Below are 21,854 nucleotides of genomic sequence, written 5' to 3' on the forward strand. Positions count from 1 at the left end.
GCGTCCTACTCCGCCGCGTCGCCGGAGGTCTGCTCCGCGGGACCGGCGATGGCCTGCTGGAAGCGCCGCTCGATGTTGCGGAAGTGGCGGCTCAGGAGCTGCCTGGCGAGCGCCGCGTCGCGCGCCTTGACCGCCTCGAACAGATCGCGGTGGGCGCGCACGGTGAGCATGGGGTCCGCGTCGCCGGGGACCGTGCGCACCGCCAGGGCGTTGTAGACCACCCAGAAGATGTCGATCAGGCTGAGCAGCGAGCCGTTGCCCAGCGGCTCGTAGAGCAGGCGGTGAAAGGCGCGGTCCTCGTCGGCCGTCGACGCCCCGGCCAGGGCCTTTTCCTCCCAGGGTGCGAACAGGCGCTCGATGCGGTCGAGCTGCGCGTCCGAAATGATCCCGGTCACCACGCCCAGGGCCGACTCTTCGAGCCATTCGCGGATCTGCAGGATTTCCGCCGCGCGCGACGGCTGGAAGGCGAGCCCGAACGACAGGAAGCCGAGCACGGAATCGAAGTTGAACTCGCGCACGCAGACGCCCTCGCCATGCCGCGACTCCACGATGCCCAGCGATTCGAGCGACTTCACCGCCTCGCGCACCGAGCCCCGGCTGACCCCCAGATCCTCGGCGAACTGCCCCTCGGGCGGCAGCAGATCGCCCGGACCCAGGCCCTTTTCGGTGATGTAGAGCTTGATCCGGTCCTGGATGATCTGCTTGAGCCCCGGTTCCCGAGCACGCTTGGTCATACGCCCATCCCTGTTATTAGATATCCGACAACTGGCACATGAAGTTATCGGATATCTGATGAGGTGTCAAGCATCGCGGAGAAGATGCGGACGACGAACGCTCAGGCCTCGACGGGAAGCGGCAAACGCCCTACAATATTTATTCTACTATCTATTCATATTTCCATTCACGACGATGTCTCCGCACGCCGAAACGATCCGCCTGCGCCTTTCCGGCGGTCCGCTGTCCGCGCGCCAACTGGCTGAAAACATGGGAATCAGCCAGCCGACGGTATCGCGCGCGCTGGCCGAGCTGGGGGACGAGGTGGTGCGCATCGGCGCGGCGAGATCCATTCATTACGCGCTGCGCGACACGCTGCGCGGACTGCCCGACATCCCCGTGTACCGGATCGATGCGGCAGGCCGCGTGCACCGGCTGGGCGTGCTGGTGCCGGTTCGCCCGCAAGGTTTCGTGACGCGGCGGGAGGACGGAGCCGCGCTGTACAGCGAGAACTTGCCGTGGTGGCTGGCCGACATGCGCCCGCAGGGCTATCTCGGCCGAGCCCTGGCGCGCCGCCACGCGGCCGAACTGGGGCTGCCCGAACGGCTGGCCGACTGGACCGCCGCCCACGCCCTGCGCGCCTTGCTGGCCTACGGCCATGACGTGGTGGGCGACCTGCTGCTGGGCGACGCCGCCCGCGACCGTTTCATCGCCGGCCCGGTCGCCGGACCGATTTCACTGGATGAGAAAACCGAGGCCTACGTTCGCCTGTCCCGGGAAGCCGTGCGCGGCGAAGTGCCGGGCTCGTCCGCCGGCGGCGAGCAGCCGAAGTTCGCCGCGTATGCCATGACGCCCGGCGGCGCCCGGCACGTCCTGGTGAAATTCAGCGAGCCGGAACCCGGCCCGGTCACCGAACGCTGGCGGGATTTGCTGCTGGCCGAGCATCTGGCGCTGGAAACGCTCGGCGAAGCCGGCGTCCCCGCGGCCCGGACATGGATTCTGGATAGCCAGGGACAGCGTTTCCTGGAAGTCGAGCGCTTCGACCGGATCGGCGCTCTGGGCCGGCGCGCCGTGTTTTCCCTGACGGCGCTGGACGCCGAATTCGTCGGCGAAGGCCGGTGGGGCGGATGGCCGCCGATCGCGCAACGGCTCGCCGGCGAGAACGTGATCCGCCGGGAGGCGGCGGCAGACGCCTGCCTGCTGTGGGCCTTCGGGACCCTGATCGGCAACAGCGACATGCACGGCGGCAACCTGTCCTTCATGGCCGGCGACGAACGCCCTTACGGCATCGCGCCCGCCTACGACATGACGCCGATGGCCTTCCAGCCCCGCGCCAGCGGCGGCCTGCCCGACACGCTGCCCGCCGCGAACGTCCAGGCCGGCGTGCCGAACGACGCGTGGCGCCGCGCGCTGGTGCTGGCACAGGCGTTCCTCGCGCGCCTGCGGGTGGCGGATTTCAGCCGGGGATTCCAGCCCTGCCTCGCCGCGCTCGCAGGCCATCTCGCCACCGCCGGCGCCAGCATCGGGCGGCTGGGATAACACTCTTCCCGGCGCCCCCTTCCCGGCGCTTCAGCGCCAGCCGATCAGCGCGTAGTTCTTCTTGCCCCGCCGCAGCAGGGTGAAGCGGCCGAAGCGGCGCTCGGCGTCGGCGATGCGGTGATCCAGCGCGTCAACCTTGAATCCGTTGACCGCCACGCTGCCGCTCTGCAGGAAGCCGCGCGCCTCGCTCTTCGACTTGGCCAGCCCGGCGGCGACCAGCGCCTCGATCAGGCCGTCCGCCGCGCGTTCCAGCGCCACGCCGGGCACGCCGTCCTGCGCCAGCTGCTCGAAGTCGGACTCGGTGAGCGATTCCACGCTGCCCGAGAACAGGCAGTGGCTGATGCGCTGCGCCGCCTCCAGCGCGGCCTTGCCGTGCACCAGCTCGGTGGCCTGCTCGGCGAGGATGCGCTGCGCTTCCGGCCTCTTGCCGCTGTCCCGGTCGGCGGCCTCGATGGCCTCGATCTCGGCGACCGGGAGGAAGGTGAAGTAGCGGAGGAACTTGTAAACGTCGGCGTCGGCGGTGTTCAGCCAGAACTGGTAGAAGGCGTAGGGCGAGGTCTTCCTGGCGTCGAGCCAGACGGCGCCGGATTCGGTCTTGCCGAACTTGGTGCCGTCCGCCTTGGTCACCAGCGGCAGGGTCAGGCCGAAGACGTGCTGCTGGTTGAGGCGGCGGGTGAGGTCGGCGCCGGCGGTGATGTTGCCCCACTGGTCCGAGCCGCCGATCTGCAGCGTGCAGCCGTGGCGCCGGTTGAGCTCGGCGAAGTCGTAGCCCTGCAGCAGGCTGTAGGAGAACTCGGTGTAGGAGATGCCCTGCTCGTCGCGGCTGATGCGCTGTTGCACCGATTCCTTCTTGATCATCGCGTTGACCGAGAAGTGCTTGCCGATGTCGCGCAGGAAGTCGAGCGCGCCCATCGGGCCGAACCAGTCGTAGTTGTTGGCCATGACGGCCGCGTTGGGCCCCTCGAAATCGAGGAAGGGCGCGACCTGGCCGCGGATCTTCTCCACCCAGCCGGCGATGACCTCGGGCGTGTTCAGCTTGCGTTCGGTGGCCTTGAAACTGGGGTCGCCGATCATCCCGGTCGCCCCGCCGACCAGCGCGATCGGCCGGTGCCCGGCCTGCTGGAAGCGCCTGAGCAGCAGCACCGGCACCAGGTGCCCGAGGTGCAGGCTGTCGGCCGTCGGATCGAACCCGCAATACAGCGTCACCGACTCCCGGGCCAGCAGTTCATCGAGCGCGGCGGCATCCGTGATCTGGGCGATCAGGCCACGGGCGTGCAGGTCCTGGAGCAGGGCGGACTGGTACATCGGGTTCTCCACGAGTGGGCGGCGCAGCGGCCGCGACGGTCAAGACAAGCCGGAAATTCTAGCATGCGGCGGACGCGCCGCTCCGGCGGCGCGGCATGCCTGCAGAGCGATCGCACGAAGGCATCGGCGATCTCTCCTGGTGATGCCAAAGCACGATTTCGTGCACACATCGTCGTCCCGACGCAGGCCGGGACCCGGTTCGTGCCCCGCAAAACCGGATTCCGGCTTGCGCCGGAATGACGGCACGGGGGCGGAGCGACGTGCACCGCCGCAGTCAGGCCCGCAGCGCCGCCGGCAGATTGTCCACGCCGAGGCGCGCGGTCCACTCGCGCATCTGCACGGCCAGGCCGGGCTCCACCGGGATGCCGCCGGCGCGCCGCACCGCTTCCTCGCGCAGTTCCGGATCGCCGGGCATCAGCGGCGATCCCGGTTCGCCGGCGAGCGCGCGGGCGATCTGCTCCACGGTCGCCGCCAGCGTGTCGCCGCCGGCGAAGCGCGCGGGATCGAGCATCAGGAAGAACGCGCCGAGGCGGCGCGGCTCGTCGAGCGCGGTGAACATGTTGGAGATGGTCGGCCCCCAGGGATTGGCGTTGAGCGGCCCGCACAGCAGGTCGATCATCAGCGCCAGGCCGTAGCCCTTGTGCCCATACTCGGCGCCGCCCAGCGGCGTCAGGGCGCGCGCGGCGTGCGCGTCGGTGGTCAGGCGGCCGGCGCCGTCGTAGGCCACGCCCGGCGGCAGCGGATGGCCCTCGCGGCGGGCGTTCACCACCCGGTTGAAGGGAATCGAGGTGGTCGCCATGTCCAGGCAGGCCGGCTCGTGGCCGGCGCGCGGGAAGGCGATGGCGATCGGGTTGGTGCCGAAGAACGCGCGCGTGCCGCCGTGCGGCGCCGCTATCGCGTCGGCGTGGGTGAAGGCCACGGCGATCAGCCCGGCGCGCGCCGCCGGCCGCGTGTACAGCGCCATCGCGCCGCAGTGCGAGGAGTCGGTGACGCCGACGGCGCCGACGCCGGCGCGGCGCGCCAGCTCCGCCGCGACCGCGGCGGCCCGGTGCGCGACCACGATGCCGTGCCCCTGGTCGCCGTGCACCTGGGCGGTCGCCGGGCCGGTCTCCTTGACCGCGATGGCCGGCCGCGCCTTGATCGAGCCGCGCGTCAGGCGCTCCATGTAGTGCGGCAGGCGGGCGATACCGTGCGAGTCGATGCCCCACAGGCTGGTCTGCACCAGGCTGTCGGCCAGCTGCCCGGCGTCTTCCGGCGGCATGCCGAGCCGTTCCAGGCAGCGGCGCGCCCAGGCGGCGAGGGAGTCATGGGGGGTCGCTACGCTGCCTTCGATGATCGGCTGGCTCATGGCTGCGGCTTCATTCCTTCTGCATGGGATTCGGGAGCGGAACGCGGTTCCATCGTCAGCCGGCAGTATAGAAGATCGTCCGTGGCGGCGACAATTCGCGGGAGCGCGCGGCCGTGCCGCCGGGAAGGAAGACGAACCGGCGGCCGCCCTATTTCAGGCGGTCGATGATCTGCACGTCGAACAGAATTTCCGTCTTGGTCCGCCGGCCCACGTGGCGGTTCTCGGCCAGGTGGATGATGCGCTCCACCGCCTGGCAGCCGATCTCGACGGTCGGCTGCGTGATGACCGAGACCGGATACCTGAGATAGTCCAGCCACTTGTTGTCGTCGTAGGTGAGGATCTTCAGCTCCTCGGGAATGCGCAGCCCCAGATCCTCGACCACGGCGATCACCTGATAGCAGAGGTCGGAGGTGCCGCAGAGCAGGCCGTCCGGGCGGTGCTCCGCCAGGAATTCCTTGATCAGGTGGAAGGAATCCTCCTTGCTGTACCGGAGATGGAGCACGCGGGGCGCCTCGCCCGGAAAGTGCTGCATCGCTCCCAGCCGGTAGCCGGCGACGCGCTGCTGCATGGTGTACACCGTCTCGGGATAGCCGATGAAGCCGATCCGGCGGCAGCCCTTGCCGGCCAGGTATTCGGTCCCGCGCAGCGCGCTGTCGGCGTTGTTGATGCCGACGAACGAGGTGTTGTGCCGGGCATACTGGCGGTTGACCAGCACCACCGGCACGTCGGCCGCGCGCAGCGGGCCGGGATACGGCCCGAGGCCGACGGGGGCGATGATCAGCCCGTTGACGTTCTTGTTCAGCATCATGCCGATGTTGCGCGCTTCCTTTTCCTCGTCGTCCGCCGAGTCGCAGAAGAGCACCGAGATGTTGTTCTCCGAGGCGATCGTCTCGATCGTCTTGACCAGCAGGATGTAGTAATCCTCCTGGATGTCCGCGGTGATCACGCCGATGCGGTCGAGCGCCGGCTTCTTCTGGCTCTGCCGGCTTTCCGGCTGCTGGTAGTCCAGTTCCTCGAGCGTGCGCAGCACGAGTTCCCGCGTCTCCTGCGCGACGTTCCGCGTCTTGCTGATCACGTGCGACACGGTGGTGACGGACACGCCCGCCTTGAGGGCGATGTCCTTCATGGTGACCGGCTTCTTGTTCATGGCCGCGAATACTACACCAAACCCACCGCGCCCAAAGGTAAATTTGCGCATTCAGTTTTTAATTTGCGCAAATTATTGTGCCGATAAAGGACTTTCCATTGCGCTAATGCATGGAGCGGCGCCTTGCTCCGGCTGCACAGCCTTCGAAAACAGCCGCATGGCCCGGAAAAAAACCTGGCTAAATTTTGCGCATGTTTTGATTGACAAAGCCAAAATCAAATGGAAAACTTTGGCAAAACAATACGGAGGGTTGCAATGGGCGACGTCCCCCTGCTCGAACTGCGCGGGATCGAGAAGCTGTTCCCCGGCGTCAAGGCGCTGAGCGACATGAGCTTCTCGGTCAGGCCGGGCAGCGTGCACGTGCTGTGCGGCGAGAACGGGGCGGGCAAGTCGACGCTGTGCAAGATCATCAACGGCGTGTATCAGCCCGATCGCGGCACCATCCTGGTCAACGGCCGGCCGACGGTCATGCGCGACCCGCTCGCCGCGCGGGCGCACGGCATCGCCATGATCTTCCAGGAGCTCAACTTCGTCCCGGAACTGACCGTCGAGCAGAACCTCTTCCTCGGCTGCGAACCGGTCAACCGCTTCGGCAAGATCGACTGGCGGCGCATCCGCCGCGAGACCGCCGCCCTGCTCGCGCAGGAAGGATTGCCCTACGCGCCGGACGCCCGCCTGAAGGACCTGTCGGTCTCCGACATCCAGATGCTGGAAATCATCAAGGCGATCTCCTGCGAGGCGAACATCCTGATCATGGACGAGCCGACCTCGGCGATCAGCACCCGGGAAGTCGAGCTGCTGTTCCGCAAGATCGGGGAACTGCGGGCCAAGGGCGCCGGCATCATCTACATCTCGCACAAGATGGACGAGATTTTCCGCATCGCCGACGAGATTTCGGTGCTGCGCGACGGCCGCCTGATCGACACCCGCCCGGCCGCCGAGCTCGACATCGACACGGTGATCCGCCTGATGGTCGGGCGCCGCATGGAATCCGTCTTCCCCGAACGGCGGCCCCGCCCGCCCGGCCCGCCGGTGCTGGAAGTCGCCGGCCTGAGCCGCGGGCGCGCCTTCCGCGACGTCGGCTTCACGCTGCATCGGGGCGAGATCGTCGGTTTCGCCGGGCTGATGGGCGCGGGCCGGACCGAGGTGGTGCGCGCGCTGTTCGGCCTCGATCCCGGCAGCGCGGGCACGCTCCGCATCCACGGCAAGGAGGCCGCCATCCGCGACGTGCAGGACGGCATCGCCCACGGGCTGGCCATGGTCTCCGAGGACCGCAAGCGCTTCGGCATCGTGCCGGTGCGCGACTGCAAGGAAAACATGTCGCTCGCCAGTCTCAGGAAGATCATGCGGCCGTGGGGCCTCGACCACCGCCTGGAACGCGAGCGCGACGGCCGGATGAGCCGCCGGCTCAATGTCCGGACGCCGTCATTGGACACGCCCATCGCGTCGCTGAGCGGCGGCAACCAGCAGAAGATCGTCCTCGCCAAGTGGCTGCTCTGCGCGCCGGAAATCCTGCTGCTCGACGAGCCGACGCGCGGCATCGACGTGGGCGCCAAGTTCGAGATCTACACGCTGATCGCCGGACTGGCCGACGAGGGCAAGGCGATCCTGATGATCTCGTCGGAAATGGAGGAGCTGATCGGGGTGTGCGACCGCATCTGCGTGATGGCCAAGGGCCGCATCGCCGGCGAACTCGCGCGCCCGGACTTCTCGCAGGAAAACATCATGAAACTCGCGCTGACCGGATGACCCGCCCATGACCCGCAAAACCGCCCTGCCGGCCCTGTTCGCCAGGCTCACCTCGAAGTACAGCATCTACCTCGTGCTGGCCGCCATGCTGGTCGTCTGCAGCCTGCTGAGCGACGCCTTCTTCTCGGCCAAGAACCTGTCCAACATCTCCCGGCAGATCTCGATCACCACCATCATCTCGTTCGGCATGACCATGCTGATCATCGCCGGCATGATCGACCTCGCCGCCGGCTCGGTGATGGCGCTGGCGGGCATCCTCGCCGTGGCCGCCTACAAGGCCACCGGCTCGCTGCTCGCCGGCATGCTGGTCGGCATCGCCGTCGGCGTGGGCTGCAACATCGTCAGCGGGCTGATCGTCACGCGCTTCCGCACGCCGCCCTTCATCGCCACGCTGGCCATGATGACCTCGGCGCGCGGCGCCGCGCTGCTCTACACCAACGGGCAGAACATCTACCAGCTGGAGGAATTCACCGTCTTCGGACAGGGCGACGTCCTCGGCATGCCGACGCCGGTGCTCTTCATGGCCGCCATCGCGCTGCTCGCCTGGTACCTGCTCAACTACACCCGCTTCGGCCGGCACCTCTACGCCATCGGCGGCAACGAGGAGGCGGCGCGCGCCTCCGGCATCAAGGTCAACGCCACCAAGATGCAGGCCTACGCCATCAGCGGCGCCTTCGTCGGGCTGGCCGGAGTGCTCTTCATGTCGCGGGTCAACGCCGGCCTGCCGAACGCCGGCATCGGCTTCGAGTTCGACGCGATGACCGCCTCGATCATCGGCGGCACCAGCTTCTCCGGCGGCGTCGGCACGGCCATGGGCACGCTCGTCGGCGCCTTCATCATGGGTTTTCTCAACAACATCATGAATCTGCTCGGCATCCAGTCGTACCTGCAGCAGATCATCAAGGGCGGCATCATCGCCATCGCCGTGGCCTACGACGTCATGTCCAAGAACCGCCGGACGGCAAGCCAGCTCGGCGACATCGAGGAGCGGGGAAAGGAGGTGCCGGGCGGGTGAAGCGACGCACGCATCGCGCTGTTGGATCTTTCTCAATCTGCAAGCCAACCGACACATCGAGGGGAACCCCATGAAACTGACCGGAAAACTGGCGCTCTGCCTGGCGAGCGCCTGCCTGCTGACGTCCACGGCGGCCTGGAGCCAGGCGCCGGCGCCCAAGAACGGCAAGACCTACCGCATCGCCTACATCGCGCGCGCCCAGGGCGATTCGTTCGCCGCCTGGCTGGCGGACGCGGTGGTCAAGGAAAGCAAGAAGTACCCGGACACGCAGGTCACGGTGTTCGACGGCCAGAGCAAGAACGAACTGATCGCCTCGCACATCGAGAATGCGGTCACCAGCAAGTACGACCTGATCCTGCTGCAACCCTTCGACTCCGAAGCGCAGGTCGCGCCGGTCAGGGACGCGGTCAAGGCCGGCGTCAAGGTGGTGACGGTCAACAACCGGGTTAACGATCCGTCGATCCCGGCGGTCGACGCCGACCCGATCCAGCAGGCGGAGGTCAACGCCAAGCTGGCGGTCAAGCAGGTGCCGCAGAACGCCAGGGTCGTGGTGCTGATGGGGCCGGCCGGCAACATGCATTCCGACAAGCGGCGCGAAGGCTGGAAGAAGTACTTCTTCGACCAGCGCAAGGACGTCAAAATCGTCGGCGAACAGATCGCCAACTGGAACAAGGACGAGGGCATGCGCCTGATGGAAGACTGGCAGCAGGCCAACGCCAGGATCGACGCCATCGTCTCGATGAACGACAACATGGCCGCCGGCGCGCTGGAGGCGGTCAAGGGTTCGGGCAAGCCCTTCCCCTTCGCCTACGGCGTCGACGGCACGGCCGAAGCCTGCCTGAAGATCAAGTCCGGCGAGATGACCTCGACCTCGCTGCAGAGCGCCTACGCGCTGGCCGAACTGTCGGTGAAGATGAGCCACGACCTGCTCACCGGCCAGAAGGTCGCCACGCCGCAGTTCATCACCGCCGAACTGATCACCAAGGACAACGTCGACAAGTTCATCCAGATGCACAAGGAACTGGGCAACCTCAAGTAGCCGGCCACCGGCGGCAACCTTCAACCTTGCGGCGGCCGCCGTGCCGGCCGCCGCCCGACCTCTCATATTGGATACCGTGATGAAAGCCCTGTTTCTCGACCGGACGGACAAGCTCACCCTGCGCGACGAACCGCTGGACCAGCCGCTGGGTGACGGCGACGTGCGGATCAGGATCGTCAACGTCGGCATCTGCGGCAGCGACGTCCACTACTACCGGCACGGCCGCATCGGCGGTTTCGTGGTCGACCAGCCGATGGTGCTCGGCCACGAGGCCAGCGGGGTGGTCGTCGAGGCCGGCCGCCGCGTCGGGCACCTCCAGCCCGGCGACCGCGTGTGCATGGAGCCCGGCATTCCCGACTACGGCAGCCGCCAGACGCTGCAAGGCATGTACAACCTCGATCCCGACGTGCGCTTCTGGGCGACGCCGCCGATCCACGGCTGCCTGCGCGAGTCGATCGTGCATCCGGCCAACCTGACCTTCAAGCTGCCGGACAACGTCAGCTTCGAGGAAGGCGCGCTGGTCGAGCCGCTGGCGATCGGCGTGCACGCGGCGAAGAAGGCGCGCATCGCCCCCGGCGACACGGCGCTGGTGCTCGGCGCCGGCACCATCGGCATCGTCACCGCGCTGGCCGCCGTCGCCGCCGGCTGCAGCCACGTCATCGTGGCCGACGCCAAGCGGGAAAAGCTCGACTTCATCCGCCGGCACTACGACGCGCGCTTCAGCACCTTCGACATCACCGCCGGCGATCTGAAGGCGCACGTGCTCGCCGCCAACCCGCAGGGCGTCGACATCGTCTTCGAAGCCAGCGGCAGCCCGGCCGCGATCCTCTCCGCCACCGGCTTCCTGGCGCCGGGCGGCAAGGTCGTGCTGATCGGCATGCCGCAGGAACCGGCGCCGATCGACATCGTCGAGGCGCAGTGCAAGGAGATCGAGTTCGTCACCATCTTCCGCTACGCCAACGTTTACGACCGCGCCATCAAGTACATCGCCTCGGGCCAGATCGACGTCAAGCCGCTGATCACCCACCGCTTCGGCTTCGACGAGGTCGAGGACGCCTTCCGCTTCGCCGCCACGTTGCCCGGCGACGCGATCAAGATCATGATCCGCCTGCCCGGCTAAGGCCGGCTGCCCGCCACCAGGAGACCCGCCATGCCGACTGCCGCCCGCACGACCCTCGGACTCGACGCCAGCACCCAGAGCCTGAGCGCCGTCCTGCTCGACGCCGCCACCGGCGAAACGCTGTGGAGCCGTTCGCTGGCCTACCGCGACGACCCCCGGCTGGCCGGCTACGGCTTCGAGCACGACACGCTGATCATCCCGCCCCGCGAGCCCGGCGAGGCGGAGCAGCCGCCGCGGCTCTTCGTCGCGGCGCTCGGCGCGATCCTCGATGATCTACGGGATTCCGGCCGGGACGTGGCGGCCATCGCGGCGATCAACACCTCCGGCCAGCAGCACGGGCACGTTTACCTGGGCGACGCGGCCGAGCCGCTCTTCCGCGGCCTGCACGCAGCGGACGGCGCCGGCAGGGCGCTGGTCTCGCGCCTCGACGGCGCCTTCGCCTACGGCGGCGCGCCGATCTGGAAAACGGCCAACACGGCGGACGAGGCGGAACACATCCGCGCGCGCGCCGGCGGCCGGGCGGCGCTCATCGCGCGCACCGGCAGCGACATGCCGCTGCGCTTCTCCGGCGCGATCCACCGCAAGCTCGCCGGGCGCTACCCCGCCGCCTACGCGGCGACCCGCCGCATCGTGCAGCTGTCCAGCCTCGTTCCGGCGCTGCTCGCCGGCGACTGCGCGATCCCCCTCGACTTCGGCAACGCCTGCGGCACCGGGCTGATGAACTACCGCGCCCGCGCCTGGGACGCGGCGATGCTCGACGCCGCCGCCCACGATCTGCCCGGCGGACCCGGCGCGCTGGCGGCCAAGCTGCCGCCGCTGGTGCATCCGCTCGCCGTGGTCGGCCGCATCGCCCGCTATTTCCAGGAACGCTACGGCTTCGACCCGGAGTGCCGCATCCTCGCCGGCTCCGGCGACAATCCGCAGACCAAAGTGCTGGCCGGCGGCGACCTGCTCAGCCTGGGCACCAGCTTCGTCTTCATGATCTCGACGCCGGACGGCGGCGTCGATCCGACGGGCGCGGCCAACGCCATGTACGACGGACTGGGCCGCCCGTTCAACTTCGGCTGCCGCACCAACGGCGCGCTGACCTGGGACCGCCTGCGCCGCTTCCACGGCCTCGCCGCCGTCGACCACGCGGCCGGCGAGGCCGCGCTCGCCGCGACCGGCGCCGGCAGCCGCCTGCGCTTCTGGCATCCCGACGCCGAGTCCTTCCCGGTCATCGCGGCGAATCCCGAAATCGTCAGGCTGGACGAAGGCCCGGCGGATTTCGCCGGCGATTATGCGGGCGTCGTCGACAGCGCGCTCGGCCTGGTCTACCGCTACGGCAAGAAGATCGGCAAGGCGGCGCCGGCGGACGATCCGATCAGCGTCTGCGGCGGCCCGTCGGCCAGCCCGGAAATCATGCGCCGCGTCGCCGCCCTGTGGAACCGCCCTGCCGTGCGGGCTGGGCAGGCGGGCGCCGCGCTCGGCGCGGCGGTGGCCGCCGCCGTCGGACTCGCCCCCGAGGAAAGCCGCGACGCCGTGGCCGCCGCGCTGCGCTCGGCGATCCTCGCCGGGGCCGCCGTGATCGCGCCCGATGCCGAACTGGCGCGCCGCTACCATGCGCCCGGCGGCTTCCTCGACCGCCTCGAAACCGCCTTCGAGGAATTGCGCCGGTAAAGCCGTTACTGAACGGTGTAGCCCCCGTCGATCACCACGTTCGCGCCGGTCATTATCCGGGCATGCTCGCTGACCAGATACAGGACGGCCGAGGCGATCTCCTCGGGCTGGGCGAAGCGGCCGACGGGAATCTTCCGCTTCATCGCCGCGCCCGTTTCGCCGGCCCAGGCCTTTTTCCCCAGCGCCGTTTCCACCACGGTCGGCGAGATGGCGTTGACCGTGATGCCGGACCCCGCCCATTCGATCGCCAGGACTTCGGTCATCGACACCAGTCCCGCCTTGCTGGAGCAATAGGCCACGTGGCGGTCGAGCGCGACGACGCTGGCCTGCGAGGCCAGGTTGACGATGCGGCCTTCGCCCTTCTTGGCCATGATCCGGGCCACCGCCTGGGACAGGAAGAACGGCGCCTTGAGATTGACCGCCATGGTCGTGTCCCATTCCTGCTCGCGCACGTCGGCCGCCTTGTCGAGCAGCGCGACGCCGGCGTTGTTCACCAGGATGTCGATGGTGCCGTACTTCTCGACCGCCCGGTCCACCGCCGCCTGGATCTGCGCCAGATCGGCGACGTCGCAGGCGATCGCCAGATGGTCGCCGGGCAAATCTTCCGCCGCCCTGCGCACGTCCCCGCTCAGGTCGAGCATGACCAGCCGGGCGCCCTGGGCCGCGAACAGCGCGGCGATCGCCTGGCCGATGCCCGCCGCGGCGCCGGTGATCAGCGCGACCTTGCCGTCGAGCCGGAACCCGGCTTCAAACGCATTCGTCATTGGTTTCTCCATTTTTTCCGCAAAGTGCCAGGGCACGCGCCGGCGGCGCGCCCCATGGCTCGAACCGCCCGCCGGCTACTTGCGCTCCGCCAGCAGCGCGTCGGCGTTCTCCCTGGTGATCGGGGTCCAGGGGATGTCGTACTGCCTGGCCGTGCCGTCGCCCCACGCCAGCCCCTGCGCCGCGTACTTCTGCCAGATCGCCGAGCGCGGCTGATAGGACGGCCCGGCGATGTGGCGCAGCAGCACGTCCAGCCCGCCCTGCGCCTGCGCTGCGGCGTCCTGCAGCACGCTGACCATGTCCCCGGCCTTGACCGCGCGCACCGCGTCGGTGACGCCGTCGATGCCGGCGGTGGGAATCTTCTTGGGATCGAGGCCCTTGGCCTTGACCGCCTCGATCGCGCCCAGCGCCATCTCGTCGTTCTGGCCGATGATCCCGTTGATCCTGCCGGCGTGCGCGGTCAGCCAGTTCTCCATCAGCGACAGCGCCTCGGCGCGCGACCAGTTGGCCGTCTTCATTTCGAGCACCTTCACCTCCTTGTATTTGGCGAGGACGTTCTGGTTGCCCTTGCGCCGCTCGATCTGGGCCGACTGCCCGATCGGGCCTTCGAGGATGACCACGCTGCCCTTGCCGCCGATGGCCTTGATCACCGACTCGGCCTCCATCTCGCCGGCGATCACGTCGTTCGAACCGACGTAGGCGGTCAGCTTGTCGCTGTTGACCCGCGTGTTCGACCCGACCACGGGGATCTTCGCCGCCGCGGCCTTTTCGACGCCCGCCGCGCCGGCCTCGATGTCGATCGGCACGAACAGGATGCCGTCGTATTTCTGGGTGACCATGGTGTCGAACTGGTTGTTCTGCGTCAGCGCGTCGTAGTTGCCGTCGAACACGGTGACCTTGACCGTGCCGTCCTTGACCAGCGGGTGCGCCGACAGCGCCTTGGCCCACATCTGCATGAACTCGCCCTTGAGACCGTAGACCGCGGCGCCGATCTTGTACGTCTTCTTCTCCTGCGCCAGCGACGTGCCGGCGGCCGCGATGGAAATCGCCAATGTCATGGCTACGAGTTTCAGGATTCGCATAACGTCTCTCCGTTGGGTAAGGGGTGCTGCGGTGGAAACTGCGGAAGGGCGGGCTCAGCCCGGTTTTTTGCGGGACACGTCGAGCAGCACGGCGGCCACGATGATCGTGCCCTTGATGACCTGCTGGTAGTACGACGACACGCCCATCAGGTCGAGCCCGTTGTTGATGACGCCGATGATCAGCGCGCCGACCAGCGTGCCGGACAGCGTGCCGACGCCGCCGCTCAGGCTGGTGCCGCCGATCACCACGGCGGCGATGGCGTCGAGCTCGTAGGCCACGCCGGCCTGCGGCAGCGCGGAGGTGGTGCGCGCGGCGAGGATCTGGCCGGCCAGGGCGGCGAGCAGGCCGGAAATCGCATAGACCGTGAAGATCACCCGGCGCGTGCCGATGCCGCTGGTCTTGGCGCTGCGCTCGTTGCCGCCGACGGCATAGACGTAGCGGCCGAAGGTGGTGTATTTCAGGATGAACCAGAAGATGAGGAAGGTGATGCCGAGGATGATCACCGGCACCGGGAGGCCGCCGACCATGCCCTGGCCGATGGCGCGGAAGTCCTGCGACAGGTTGGCGATCGGCATGCCGTCGTTGTAGATGAAGGTCAGGCCACGGGCCACGCTGAGCATGCCGAGCGTGACCACGAACGGGGCCACCGCCAGCCGGGCGACCAGGAAACCGTTGACCGCGCCGAGGGCCAGCCCGACCGCCAGCCCGGCGGCGATGCCGACGATGGCGGCGTGCGGCTCGCTGCCCGTCACCAGACTGCCGGCGACCAGGCCGCTGAGCGCCAGGATGGAGCCGACGGAAAGGTCGATACCCCGGGTCAGGATGACGTAGGTCATGCCGATGGCGAGGATGCCGTTGATCGAGGTCTGGCGCAGGATGTTGGTCCAGTTGCCGAGGGTCAGGAAATTCTCGTTGATCGCGCTCAGCCCGCCGCACAGCGCGGCGAAGGCGATGAAGATGCCGTAGTCCTTGAGCAGGTGCCGGACGCGGCGGTGGTGGGCCAGGGGCGCGGAAACGGCGGAAGTCATGGCTGGGGCGTTCCTGTTCAAGAGGCGAGATGAAGAAGTTCTTCCTGCGACGCCCGGCGGCCGTCGATCACCGCGGCCAGCCGGCCCTGCCTGAAGATCGCGATGCGGTCGCCGACCTCCAGGACTTCCGGCGCCTCGGACGAGACCACGACGACCGCGCCGCCGGCGGCGGCGAATTCGGCGAGGAAGGCGTACACCTCGCGCTTGGCGCCCTCGTCGATGCCCCGCGTCGGCTCGTCGCAGAGCAGGCAGACCGGCCGGGTCGCCAGGCATTTCGCCAGCACGACCTTCTGCTGGTTGCCGCCGCTCAGTTCCGAGACGTCCATCTCCGGGCTGGCCAGCCTGACGCGCATGCGCTCGATCAGCCCGCGTACCAGGGCGCGGTCCCTGGCGCGGTCGATATAGCCGGCGCGGGACAGCTCGGGCAGCGCGGCCAGCGTGGTGTTGAAGGCGACCGACGAACTGAGCACCAGCCCGGTGGCCTTGCGGTCCTCGGTGACCAGCGCGAGGCCCCGCCGGATGGCCTGCCGGGGATTGCCCGCCGGCAGCGGCCGGCCGCGCAGCGCGACGCTGCCGGCGTCGGGCCGGGTGATGCCGAAGGCGCAGTTGAGGAATTCGCTGCGCCCGGAGCCGATCAGCCCGTAGATGCCGAGCACCTCGCCGCCGCGCACGTCGAGCGAGATGTCCGCGAATTCGTCCCGGCGGCCGAGGTTCCTGACCGACAGCACGACCTCCCCGCCGGCGGCGGCCGCCGGACGCGCGCCGGCGTTCAGCTCGCGGCCGACGATCTGGCGCACCAGATGCCGGCGGTCGATGTCGGCGAGGCGCCCCGTCTCGATGAAGCTGCCGTCCCGGAAGACCGTGTAGCGGTCGGCAATGGTGAAGATTTCCGAGAGGCGGTGCGAAACGTAGATGATCCCCGCGCCCTGGGCGGAGACCTTGCGTATGGCGTCGAACAGGATCTCGGTCTCGTTCTCGCCGATGGCCGAGGTCGGCTCGTCCATGATGACGATCTCGCTCTGGTGGCTGAAGGCCTTGGCGATCTCCACCAGCTGCGTCTGGGCCAGGCTCAGGCGGTGCATCGGCGCGCGCGGGTCGATGTCGAAGCGCAGCCGTTCGAGCAGCCGCCCGGCCCGTTCGAAAAGCGCCGGGTAGTCGACCACCACGCGCAGGCGCTTCGGCTCGCGGCCGAGGAAGATGTTCTCCGCAACGGTCATGCCGGGAATCGGCGACAGCTCCTGGGTGATGATCGAGATTCCGGCGCGCAGCGCGTCGTCGGGGCCGGCGAAGTGTGCCTCGGCGCCGCGCACCTGGATCGAGCCGGCGTCGCGCTGGAGAATGCCCATCAGGATGTTGAGGAAGGTCGATTTGCCCGCGCCGTTGCCGCCGCACAGCGCATGCACGCTGCCGGCCCGCAGTTCCAGGCAGCCGTTCCTGAGCGCCGGCACGCCGTTGAAGCTCTTGGCGACCCCGTGCGCGAGGACCAGCGGCGCGGACGCCGGCGCCGGACGCGGCGCCTCTGCGGCAGGCATCGGATTCATCGCTTCGCCAGGCATCTCGCCCCCGTTTCCCCATGGTTTCATGCGTCGCGCCGGACCCGGCCGCGCGCCGCTGATTGTTGCCGTATTGTTCAACTGGAAATCATAAATGTCAACAGTATAATCACGTAAAGGGGAAATATGCTGATACTTGACTCATACCACTTGCTCAGTTCAATCATATTGTGATCTGATGTGATCAATTAACCACCATTCAACAGGGAGCTCATACATCATGGCGATGAACAGAATCATCAATGACGCGGATCTCGTGGTCGAAGACATGCTCAAGGGCTGGCTGGCGGCGCACGCCGGCGCGGTCGTGGGCACGGACAACCCGCGCGTGGTCAAGCGGGCGCGCGCGCCGGAGGCGGGCAAGGTGGGCGTGGTCACCGGCGGCGGCTCGGGCCACGAACCGGCCTTCCTCGGCTACGTCGGCGAAGGGCTGGTCGACGCCGTGGCCATCGGCGAAATCTTCTCCTCGCCGACGGCCAAGAGCTTCCTGGACGCCATGCGCGCGGCCGACGGCGGCGCCGGGGTGGCCTGTCTCTACGGCAACTATGCCGGCGACAACATGAACGTGAAGATGGCCATCGGGATGGCCGAGCGCGAAGGCATCACGGTGAAGACCGTGGTCGCCAACGACGACGTGCCGTCCGCGCCACAGGGCGACGAGGCCAAGCGGCGCGGCGTGGCCGGCGAAATCCTGATGTGGAAGGTCGGCGCGGCCCGCGCCGCGCAGGGCGGCTCGCTGGACGAGGTCATCGCCGCGGCGCAGAAGGCCATCGACAATACCCGCAGCATCGGCATCGGGCTGTCGGCGTGCATCATCCCGGCCGTCGGCCACGCCAACTTCACCATCGAAAACGGCACGATGGAAGTCGGCATCGGCCATCACGGCGAGCCGGGCATCGACGTGCGCGCCACGGTCAGCGCCTCGGCCATGGCCGACCTGATGCTCGACGCGGTGCTCCCCGACCTGCCGTTCGTGGCCGGCGACCGCGTCGCCGTGCTGGTCTCCGGCCTGGGCGCGACGCCGGTCATGGAGCTCTACATCCTGTACGGCGAGATCGCCCGGCGCCTGGAAGCGCGCGGCATCGCCGTGGCCTTCAACACGGTCGGCAACCTGTTCACCTCGCTCGAAATGATGGGCGTCACGCTGACCGTGATGCGGCTCGACGACGAACTGGAAAGCTGCCTCAAGGCGCCGTGCCGCTCGGTCGGCCTCAGCGTGGCCGGCGACCTGGCGCCCGGACGCGCCTATCACGGCGCGGCGGGCGGCGCCGCGCGGGCCTCGGCGGTTGACGGCACGGCCGGCGCGAGCCACGCCGCGGCCGCCCCGCGCGCCCTCGCCGGCCCGACGATCGCCCTGAACGAGGCCGGCGACGTGGTGCGCGACCTGATCGCCACGATCAACGCCAACCGCGCCTATCTCTCGGAGATCGACGGCCTGATCGGCGACGGCGACCACGGCATCAACATGAGCAAGGGCTTCACCGGCTGCGGCGTCCGCCTCGACGCGCTCGGCGCGGCGGCCGACCAACTGCCGAAGGCGCTCGAACAGCTCGCGCGGGCCCTGATGGACGACATCGGCGGCTCGATGGGGCCGCTGTACGGCAGCTTCTTCCTCGGCCTGGTCAACACGCTCTCGACGCACGCCCGGATGGACGCCGCGCTGTTCGGCGAGGCCCTGGCGGCGGCCGTGGCCAACGTCCAGGGCATGGGCCAGGCGCAGGTCGGCGACAAGACGCTGATCGACACCCTGGTGCCGGCGCGCGACGCCTACCGCGCGGCGCTCGTCGCCGGCGCCGGCTTCGCCGACGCGCTGCAGGCGATGAGCCGGGCCGCCGAGGCCGGCAAGGACTCGACCAAGGAGCTGCAGGCGCGCGTCGGCCGCTCGGCCCGGCTCGGGCCGCGCTCGATCGGCGTGCTCGACGCCGGCGCCACGTCCTGCTGCCTGATCCTGCAATCGATCGCTGCCTCGCTGCAACGACACCTCGCCCGCTGATCCGCTCTCGCCGGGCTTTCCCCACGACCGCCAAGCCCCTTGCGCGGTCGTTTTTTTGGCCGCTTGCTTTCCGGCGGCAATGGCATCAGGCTGGCGTCGCTTCGCGGCCGGCGGGGCGCAGAAAAAAACAGGAGCCGCACGATGAACGAACCCGAACGCTGGAAAAAAATCGTCGAAATACTCAACAAGCGCCAGTTCGCCACGGTCAAGGACCTCACTGAGATCCTGGATTCCTCGCCGGCGACGGTCCGCCGGGACATCGCCAAGCTGCACGAGACCGGCCGGGTGCGCAAGGTCTTCGGCGGCATCGCGCTGGCCGGCGGGGCGGCGCCCGAACACACCCCGGCCAAGCCGTTCGAGGCCAACCGGCTGATCCACATCGACAAGAAGGAAGCCATCGCCGCCGAGGCGGAGAAGCTCTGCCAGGACGGCGACTCGATCATCGTCCTCGGCGGCACCTCGTGCTTCCTGTTCGCCCGCCGCCTGGCCGGCCGCGGCATCAAGATCTGCACCAATTCCATGCCGCTGGCCGCCTGCCTGTTCGAACAGAGCGCCTGCCACCTGACCGTGGTCGGCGGGGAACTGCACCGCGAACCCGGCATCCTGTATTCGCCGGACACCCCGGCGCCGGGCTTCTACGCCTCGCGCCTGTTCATCGGCGCGCAGGGCATCAACGGCAGCGGCCTGCTGGAGTCGCATCCCGGCGTGGTGCGGGCGGTCAACGCCCTGCAGGAGCAGGCCGACGAGGTGGTCGTCCTGGCCGACAGCAGCAAGTTCGCGATCAAGGCGCGGCACATCTCGCTGCCGCTCTCCCGCATCAGCACCCTGATCACCGACGCGGGCATCACCGACGAGGACGCGGACATGCTGAGGGGCGCCGGCATCGACGTGGTGATCGCGCCGACGCCGGCACCGGACGAGTAGGAAAGCACGGGAACCGGCATGGCGCGAACGCCATGCCAGGCGGATCGTTAGCGATTATCATCGTCGCTTCCGGACGGGCCGCGTAGGCCGCGTCCGGCCGTTCGCGCCCCGTCCGTCCGCGGCGGCGGCGCCGCACCGACGCAACGAGGAGAACCCGATGCCGCCCGCCGACCATACCACCCTTGGCCTGGACGCCAGCACCCAGAGCATCAGCGCCGTGCTGCTGCGGGCCGATACGGGCGCCGTGCTCTGGCAGCGTTCGCTGGCCTACCGCGACGATCCGCGCCTGCTCGGCCTCGGCTTCGAGCACGACACGCTGATCATGCCGCCGCGCGAGCCGGGCGAGGCCGAGCAGCCGCCGCGCCTCTTCCCGGCCGCGCTCGACGCCATCCTGGACGAACTGCGCGGCGACGGCGCGAACACCGCCGCCATCGCCGCGATCAACACCTCGGCGCAGCAGCACGGCCACGTGTTCCTCAACGGCGAGGCGCCCGCCGCGTTCCGCCGGCTGCACGCACCCGGCGCGCGCGTCCCGCTCGCCGCGCGGCTGGCCAACGTCTTCGCCTACGGCGGCGCGCCGATCTGGAAGACCGCCAACACGGCGGCCGAAGCCGGGCTGATCCGCGCGCGGGCCGGCGGCGCGGCGGCGGTCATCGCCCGCACCGGCAGCGACCTGCCGCTGCGCTTCTCCGTCTCGGCGCAGCGCAAGGTGGCGCTGCGCTACCCGGCGGCCTACGCCGCGACGTGCCGCATCGTGCAGCTTTCCAGCCTGATCCCCGCGCTGCTCGCCGGGGACTGCGCGATTCCGCTGGATTTCGGCAACGCCTGCGGCACCGGGCTGATGAACTACGGCCGGCGCGCATGGGACGAGGCCATGCTCGACGCGGCGGCCGGCGACCTGCCCGGCGGCCCGCGCGCGCTGGCCGGCAAGCTGCCGCCCCTGGCGCATCCGCTCGCCGTGGTCGGCCGGATCGCCGCCTATTTCCAGGAAAGGTACGGCTTCGGCCCGGACTGCCGGATCGTCGCCGGCTCCGGCGACAACCTGCAGTCCAAGGTGCTGGCCGGCGGCAGCCTGCTCAGCCTGGGCACGAGCTTCGTCTACATGCTGTTGACGCCGGACGGCCGGATCGACGAAAGCGGCACGGCCTGCGCCATGTACGACGCGCTCGGCCGCCCGTTCAACATCGCCTGCCGCAGCAACGGCGCGCTCACCTGGGACCGCCTGCGCGCGCTGCACGGACTCGGCCGCCAGGACCATGCCGCCGGCGAGGCCGCCCTGGCCGCCGCGCCGCCCGGCGGCGGCCTGCGCTTCTGGCACCCGGACGCCGAATCCTTCCCGCTGATCGACGCCTGCCCCGAGGTGATCCGCCTGGACGGCGGCCCGGCCGATTTCGCCCATGACTACCCGGCCGTCGTCGACAGCGCGCTGGGCCTCGTCTACCGCTACGGCCGCAGGATCGGCGACGCCAGCGGCGAGCCGGTCAGCGTCTGCGGCGGGCCGTCGGGCAGCGCCCAGATCATGCGCCGCGTCGCCGCCATCTGGAACCGGCCCGCGGTCCACGCCGGCCAGGCCGGCGCCGCCCTCGGCGCGGCGGTGGCCGCGGCCGTGGCGCTGATCCCCGCCGAGGAAGAAGCGCGCCGCGACGCCCTCGCCGAAACGCTGCGCGACGCGGTCCGCGCCGGCGGCGCGGCGGTCGCCCCCGAGCCGGATTGGGTGCGCCGCTACCACGCGCCCGGCGGGTATCTCGACCGGCTGGAAGAGGCCTTCGAGAAGCTGCGCGGCTGAAGCGCCCCGCGCCGACCTGCGAGAAACAGACTCCTCCCCCTTCAAGGGGGAGGCCGGGAGGGGGAGGGGGTTGTACCGGCGACGGCGCGT

Annotated in this window: 17 protein-coding genes; 9 read left to right on the top strand and 8 right to left on the bottom strand. The window is 69.2% G+C overall.

The annotated features are described in order from the left end of the window. Positions 1-5 precede the first annotated feature (5 nt). A complete protein-coding gene (locus QM701_RS10260) occupies positions 6-734 on the bottom strand; it encodes a FadR/GntR family transcriptional regulator (protein ID WP_415166967.1) in 729 nt (242 codons plus the stop codon). A 175-nt stretch (positions 735-909) separates the two neighbouring features. Here QM701_RS10260 and yjjJ point away from each other — a divergent pair, with 175 nt between their 5' ends. Next, positions 910-2,253, top strand: coding sequence for a type II toxin-antitoxin system HipA family toxin YjjJ (yjjJ, locus tag QM701_RS10265; protein ID WP_415166968.1), 1,344 nt, complete (start codon positions 910-912; stop codon positions 2,251-2,253). A 30-nt stretch (positions 2,254-2,283) separates the two neighbouring features. On the opposite strand, the gene tyrS is transcribed toward yjjJ, so the two are convergent. The 3 genes from tyrS to QM701_RS10280 all read right to left on the bottom strand — a co-directional run bounded on the left by tyrS (position 2,284) and on the right by QM701_RS10280 (position 6,053). Next, a complete protein-coding gene (gene tyrS / locus QM701_RS10270; protein ID WP_415166969.1) occupies positions 2,284-3,558 on the bottom strand; it encodes a tyrosine--tRNA ligase in 1,275 nt (424 codons plus the stop codon). A 274-nt stretch (positions 3,559-3,832) separates the two neighbouring features. Then, on the bottom strand, positions 3,833-4,906 hold the full coding sequence (locus QM701_RS10275; RefSeq protein WP_415166970.1) for an Ldh family oxidoreductase: 1,074 nt from the start codon (positions 4,904-4,906) through the stop codon (positions 3,833-3,835). A gap of 148 nt (positions 4,907-5,054) precedes the next feature. Beyond that, positions 5,055-6,053, bottom strand: a complete 999-nt coding sequence (locus QM701_RS10280; RefSeq protein ID WP_415166971.1) for a LacI family DNA-binding transcriptional regulator — start codon at positions 6,051-6,053, stop codon at positions 5,055-5,057. A gap of 255 nt (positions 6,054-6,308) precedes the next feature. Here QM701_RS10280 and QM701_RS10285 point away from each other — a divergent pair, with 255 nt between their 5' ends. The 5 genes from QM701_RS10285 to QM701_RS10305 all read left to right on the top strand — a co-directional run bounded on the left by QM701_RS10285 (position 6,309) and on the right by QM701_RS10305 (position 12,635). Next, the gene (locus QM701_RS10285) at positions 6,309-7,802 is read left to right on the top strand and encodes a sugar ABC transporter ATP-binding protein (RefSeq protein ID WP_415166972.1); all 1,494 of its coding nucleotides are present in this window, start codon (positions 6,309-6,311) and stop codon (positions 7,800-7,802) included. A gap of 7 nt (positions 7,803-7,809) precedes the next feature. Then, a complete protein-coding gene (locus QM701_RS10290) occupies positions 7,810-8,817 on the top strand; it encodes an ABC transporter permease (RefSeq protein ID WP_415166973.1) in 1,008 nt (335 codons plus the stop codon). 70 nt (positions 8,818-8,887) lie between these two features. Further along, entirely contained in the window at positions 8,888-9,856 is a 969-nt protein-coding gene (locus tag QM701_RS10295) for a sugar ABC transporter substrate-binding protein (RefSeq protein WP_415166974.1), read from the top strand. Between the two features lie 79 nt (positions 9,857-9,935). Beyond that, on the top strand, positions 9,936-10,976 hold the full coding sequence (locus QM701_RS10300; RefSeq protein WP_415166975.1) for an NAD(P)-dependent alcohol dehydrogenase: 1,041 nt from the start codon (positions 9,936-9,938) through the stop codon (positions 10,974-10,976). A gap of 30 nt (positions 10,977-11,006) precedes the next feature. Beyond that, positions 11,007-12,635, top strand: coding sequence for an FGGY family carbohydrate kinase (locus tag QM701_RS10305; RefSeq protein WP_415166976.1), 1,629 nt, complete (start codon positions 11,007-11,009; stop codon positions 12,633-12,635). Between the two features lie 5 nt (positions 12,636-12,640). Here QM701_RS10305 and QM701_RS10310 read toward each other — a convergent pair whose 3' ends face one another. The 4 genes from QM701_RS10310 to QM701_RS10325 all read right to left on the bottom strand — a co-directional run bounded on the left by QM701_RS10310 (position 12,641) and on the right by QM701_RS10325 (position 17,040). Beyond that, positions 12,641-13,399: a GolD/DthD family dehydrogenase gene (locus QM701_RS10310; RefSeq protein WP_415166977.1), complete on the bottom strand. Its 759-nt coding sequence runs from the start codon at positions 13,397-13,399 to the stop codon at positions 12,641-12,643. Positions 13,400-13,474: 75 nt separating this feature from the next. After that, on the bottom strand, positions 13,475-14,473 hold the full coding sequence (locus QM701_RS10315; protein WP_415169379.1) for a substrate-binding domain-containing protein: 999 nt from the start codon (positions 14,471-14,473) through the stop codon (positions 13,475-13,477). Positions 14,474-14,533: 60 nt separating this feature from the next. Continuing rightward, positions 14,534-15,508 (bottom strand): ABC transporter permease, encoded by a 975-nt coding sequence (locus tag QM701_RS10320; protein WP_415166978.1) that lies wholly within the window; start codon positions 15,506-15,508, stop codon positions 14,534-14,536. Positions 15,509-15,525: 17 nt separating this feature from the next. Continuing rightward, on the bottom strand, positions 15,526-17,040 hold the full coding sequence (locus QM701_RS10325) for a sugar ABC transporter ATP-binding protein (protein ID WP_415166979.1): 1,515 nt from the start codon (positions 17,038-17,040) through the stop codon (positions 15,526-15,528). Between the two features lie 241 nt (positions 17,041-17,281). Here QM701_RS10325 and dhaL point away from each other — a divergent pair, with 241 nt between their 5' ends. The 3 genes from dhaL (at position 17,282) to QM701_RS10340 (ending at position 21,764) form a co-directional block, all read left to right on the top strand. After that, complete coding sequence (gene dhaL, locus QM701_RS10330) at positions 17,282-19,054, top strand: dihydroxyacetone kinase subunit DhaL (protein WP_415166980.1); 1,773 nt, start codon at positions 17,282-17,284, stop codon at positions 19,052-19,054. Between the two features lie 141 nt (positions 19,055-19,195). Then, the gene (locus QM701_RS10335) at positions 19,196-19,978 is read left to right on the top strand and encodes a DeoR/GlpR family DNA-binding transcription regulator (RefSeq protein WP_415166981.1); all 783 of its coding nucleotides are present in this window, start codon (positions 19,196-19,198) and stop codon (positions 19,976-19,978) included. Between the two features lie 157 nt (positions 19,979-20,135). Further along, positions 20,136-21,764, top strand: a complete 1,629-nt coding sequence (locus QM701_RS10340) for an FGGY family carbohydrate kinase (RefSeq protein ID WP_415166982.1) — start codon at positions 20,136-20,138, stop codon at positions 21,762-21,764. Positions 21,765-21,854 lie beyond the last annotated feature (90 nt).

Source organism: Propionivibrio sp. (genome assembly GCF_047602565.1).
Lineage (GTDB): Bacteria > Pseudomonadota > Gammaproteobacteria > Burkholderiales > Rhodocyclaceae > Propionivibrio.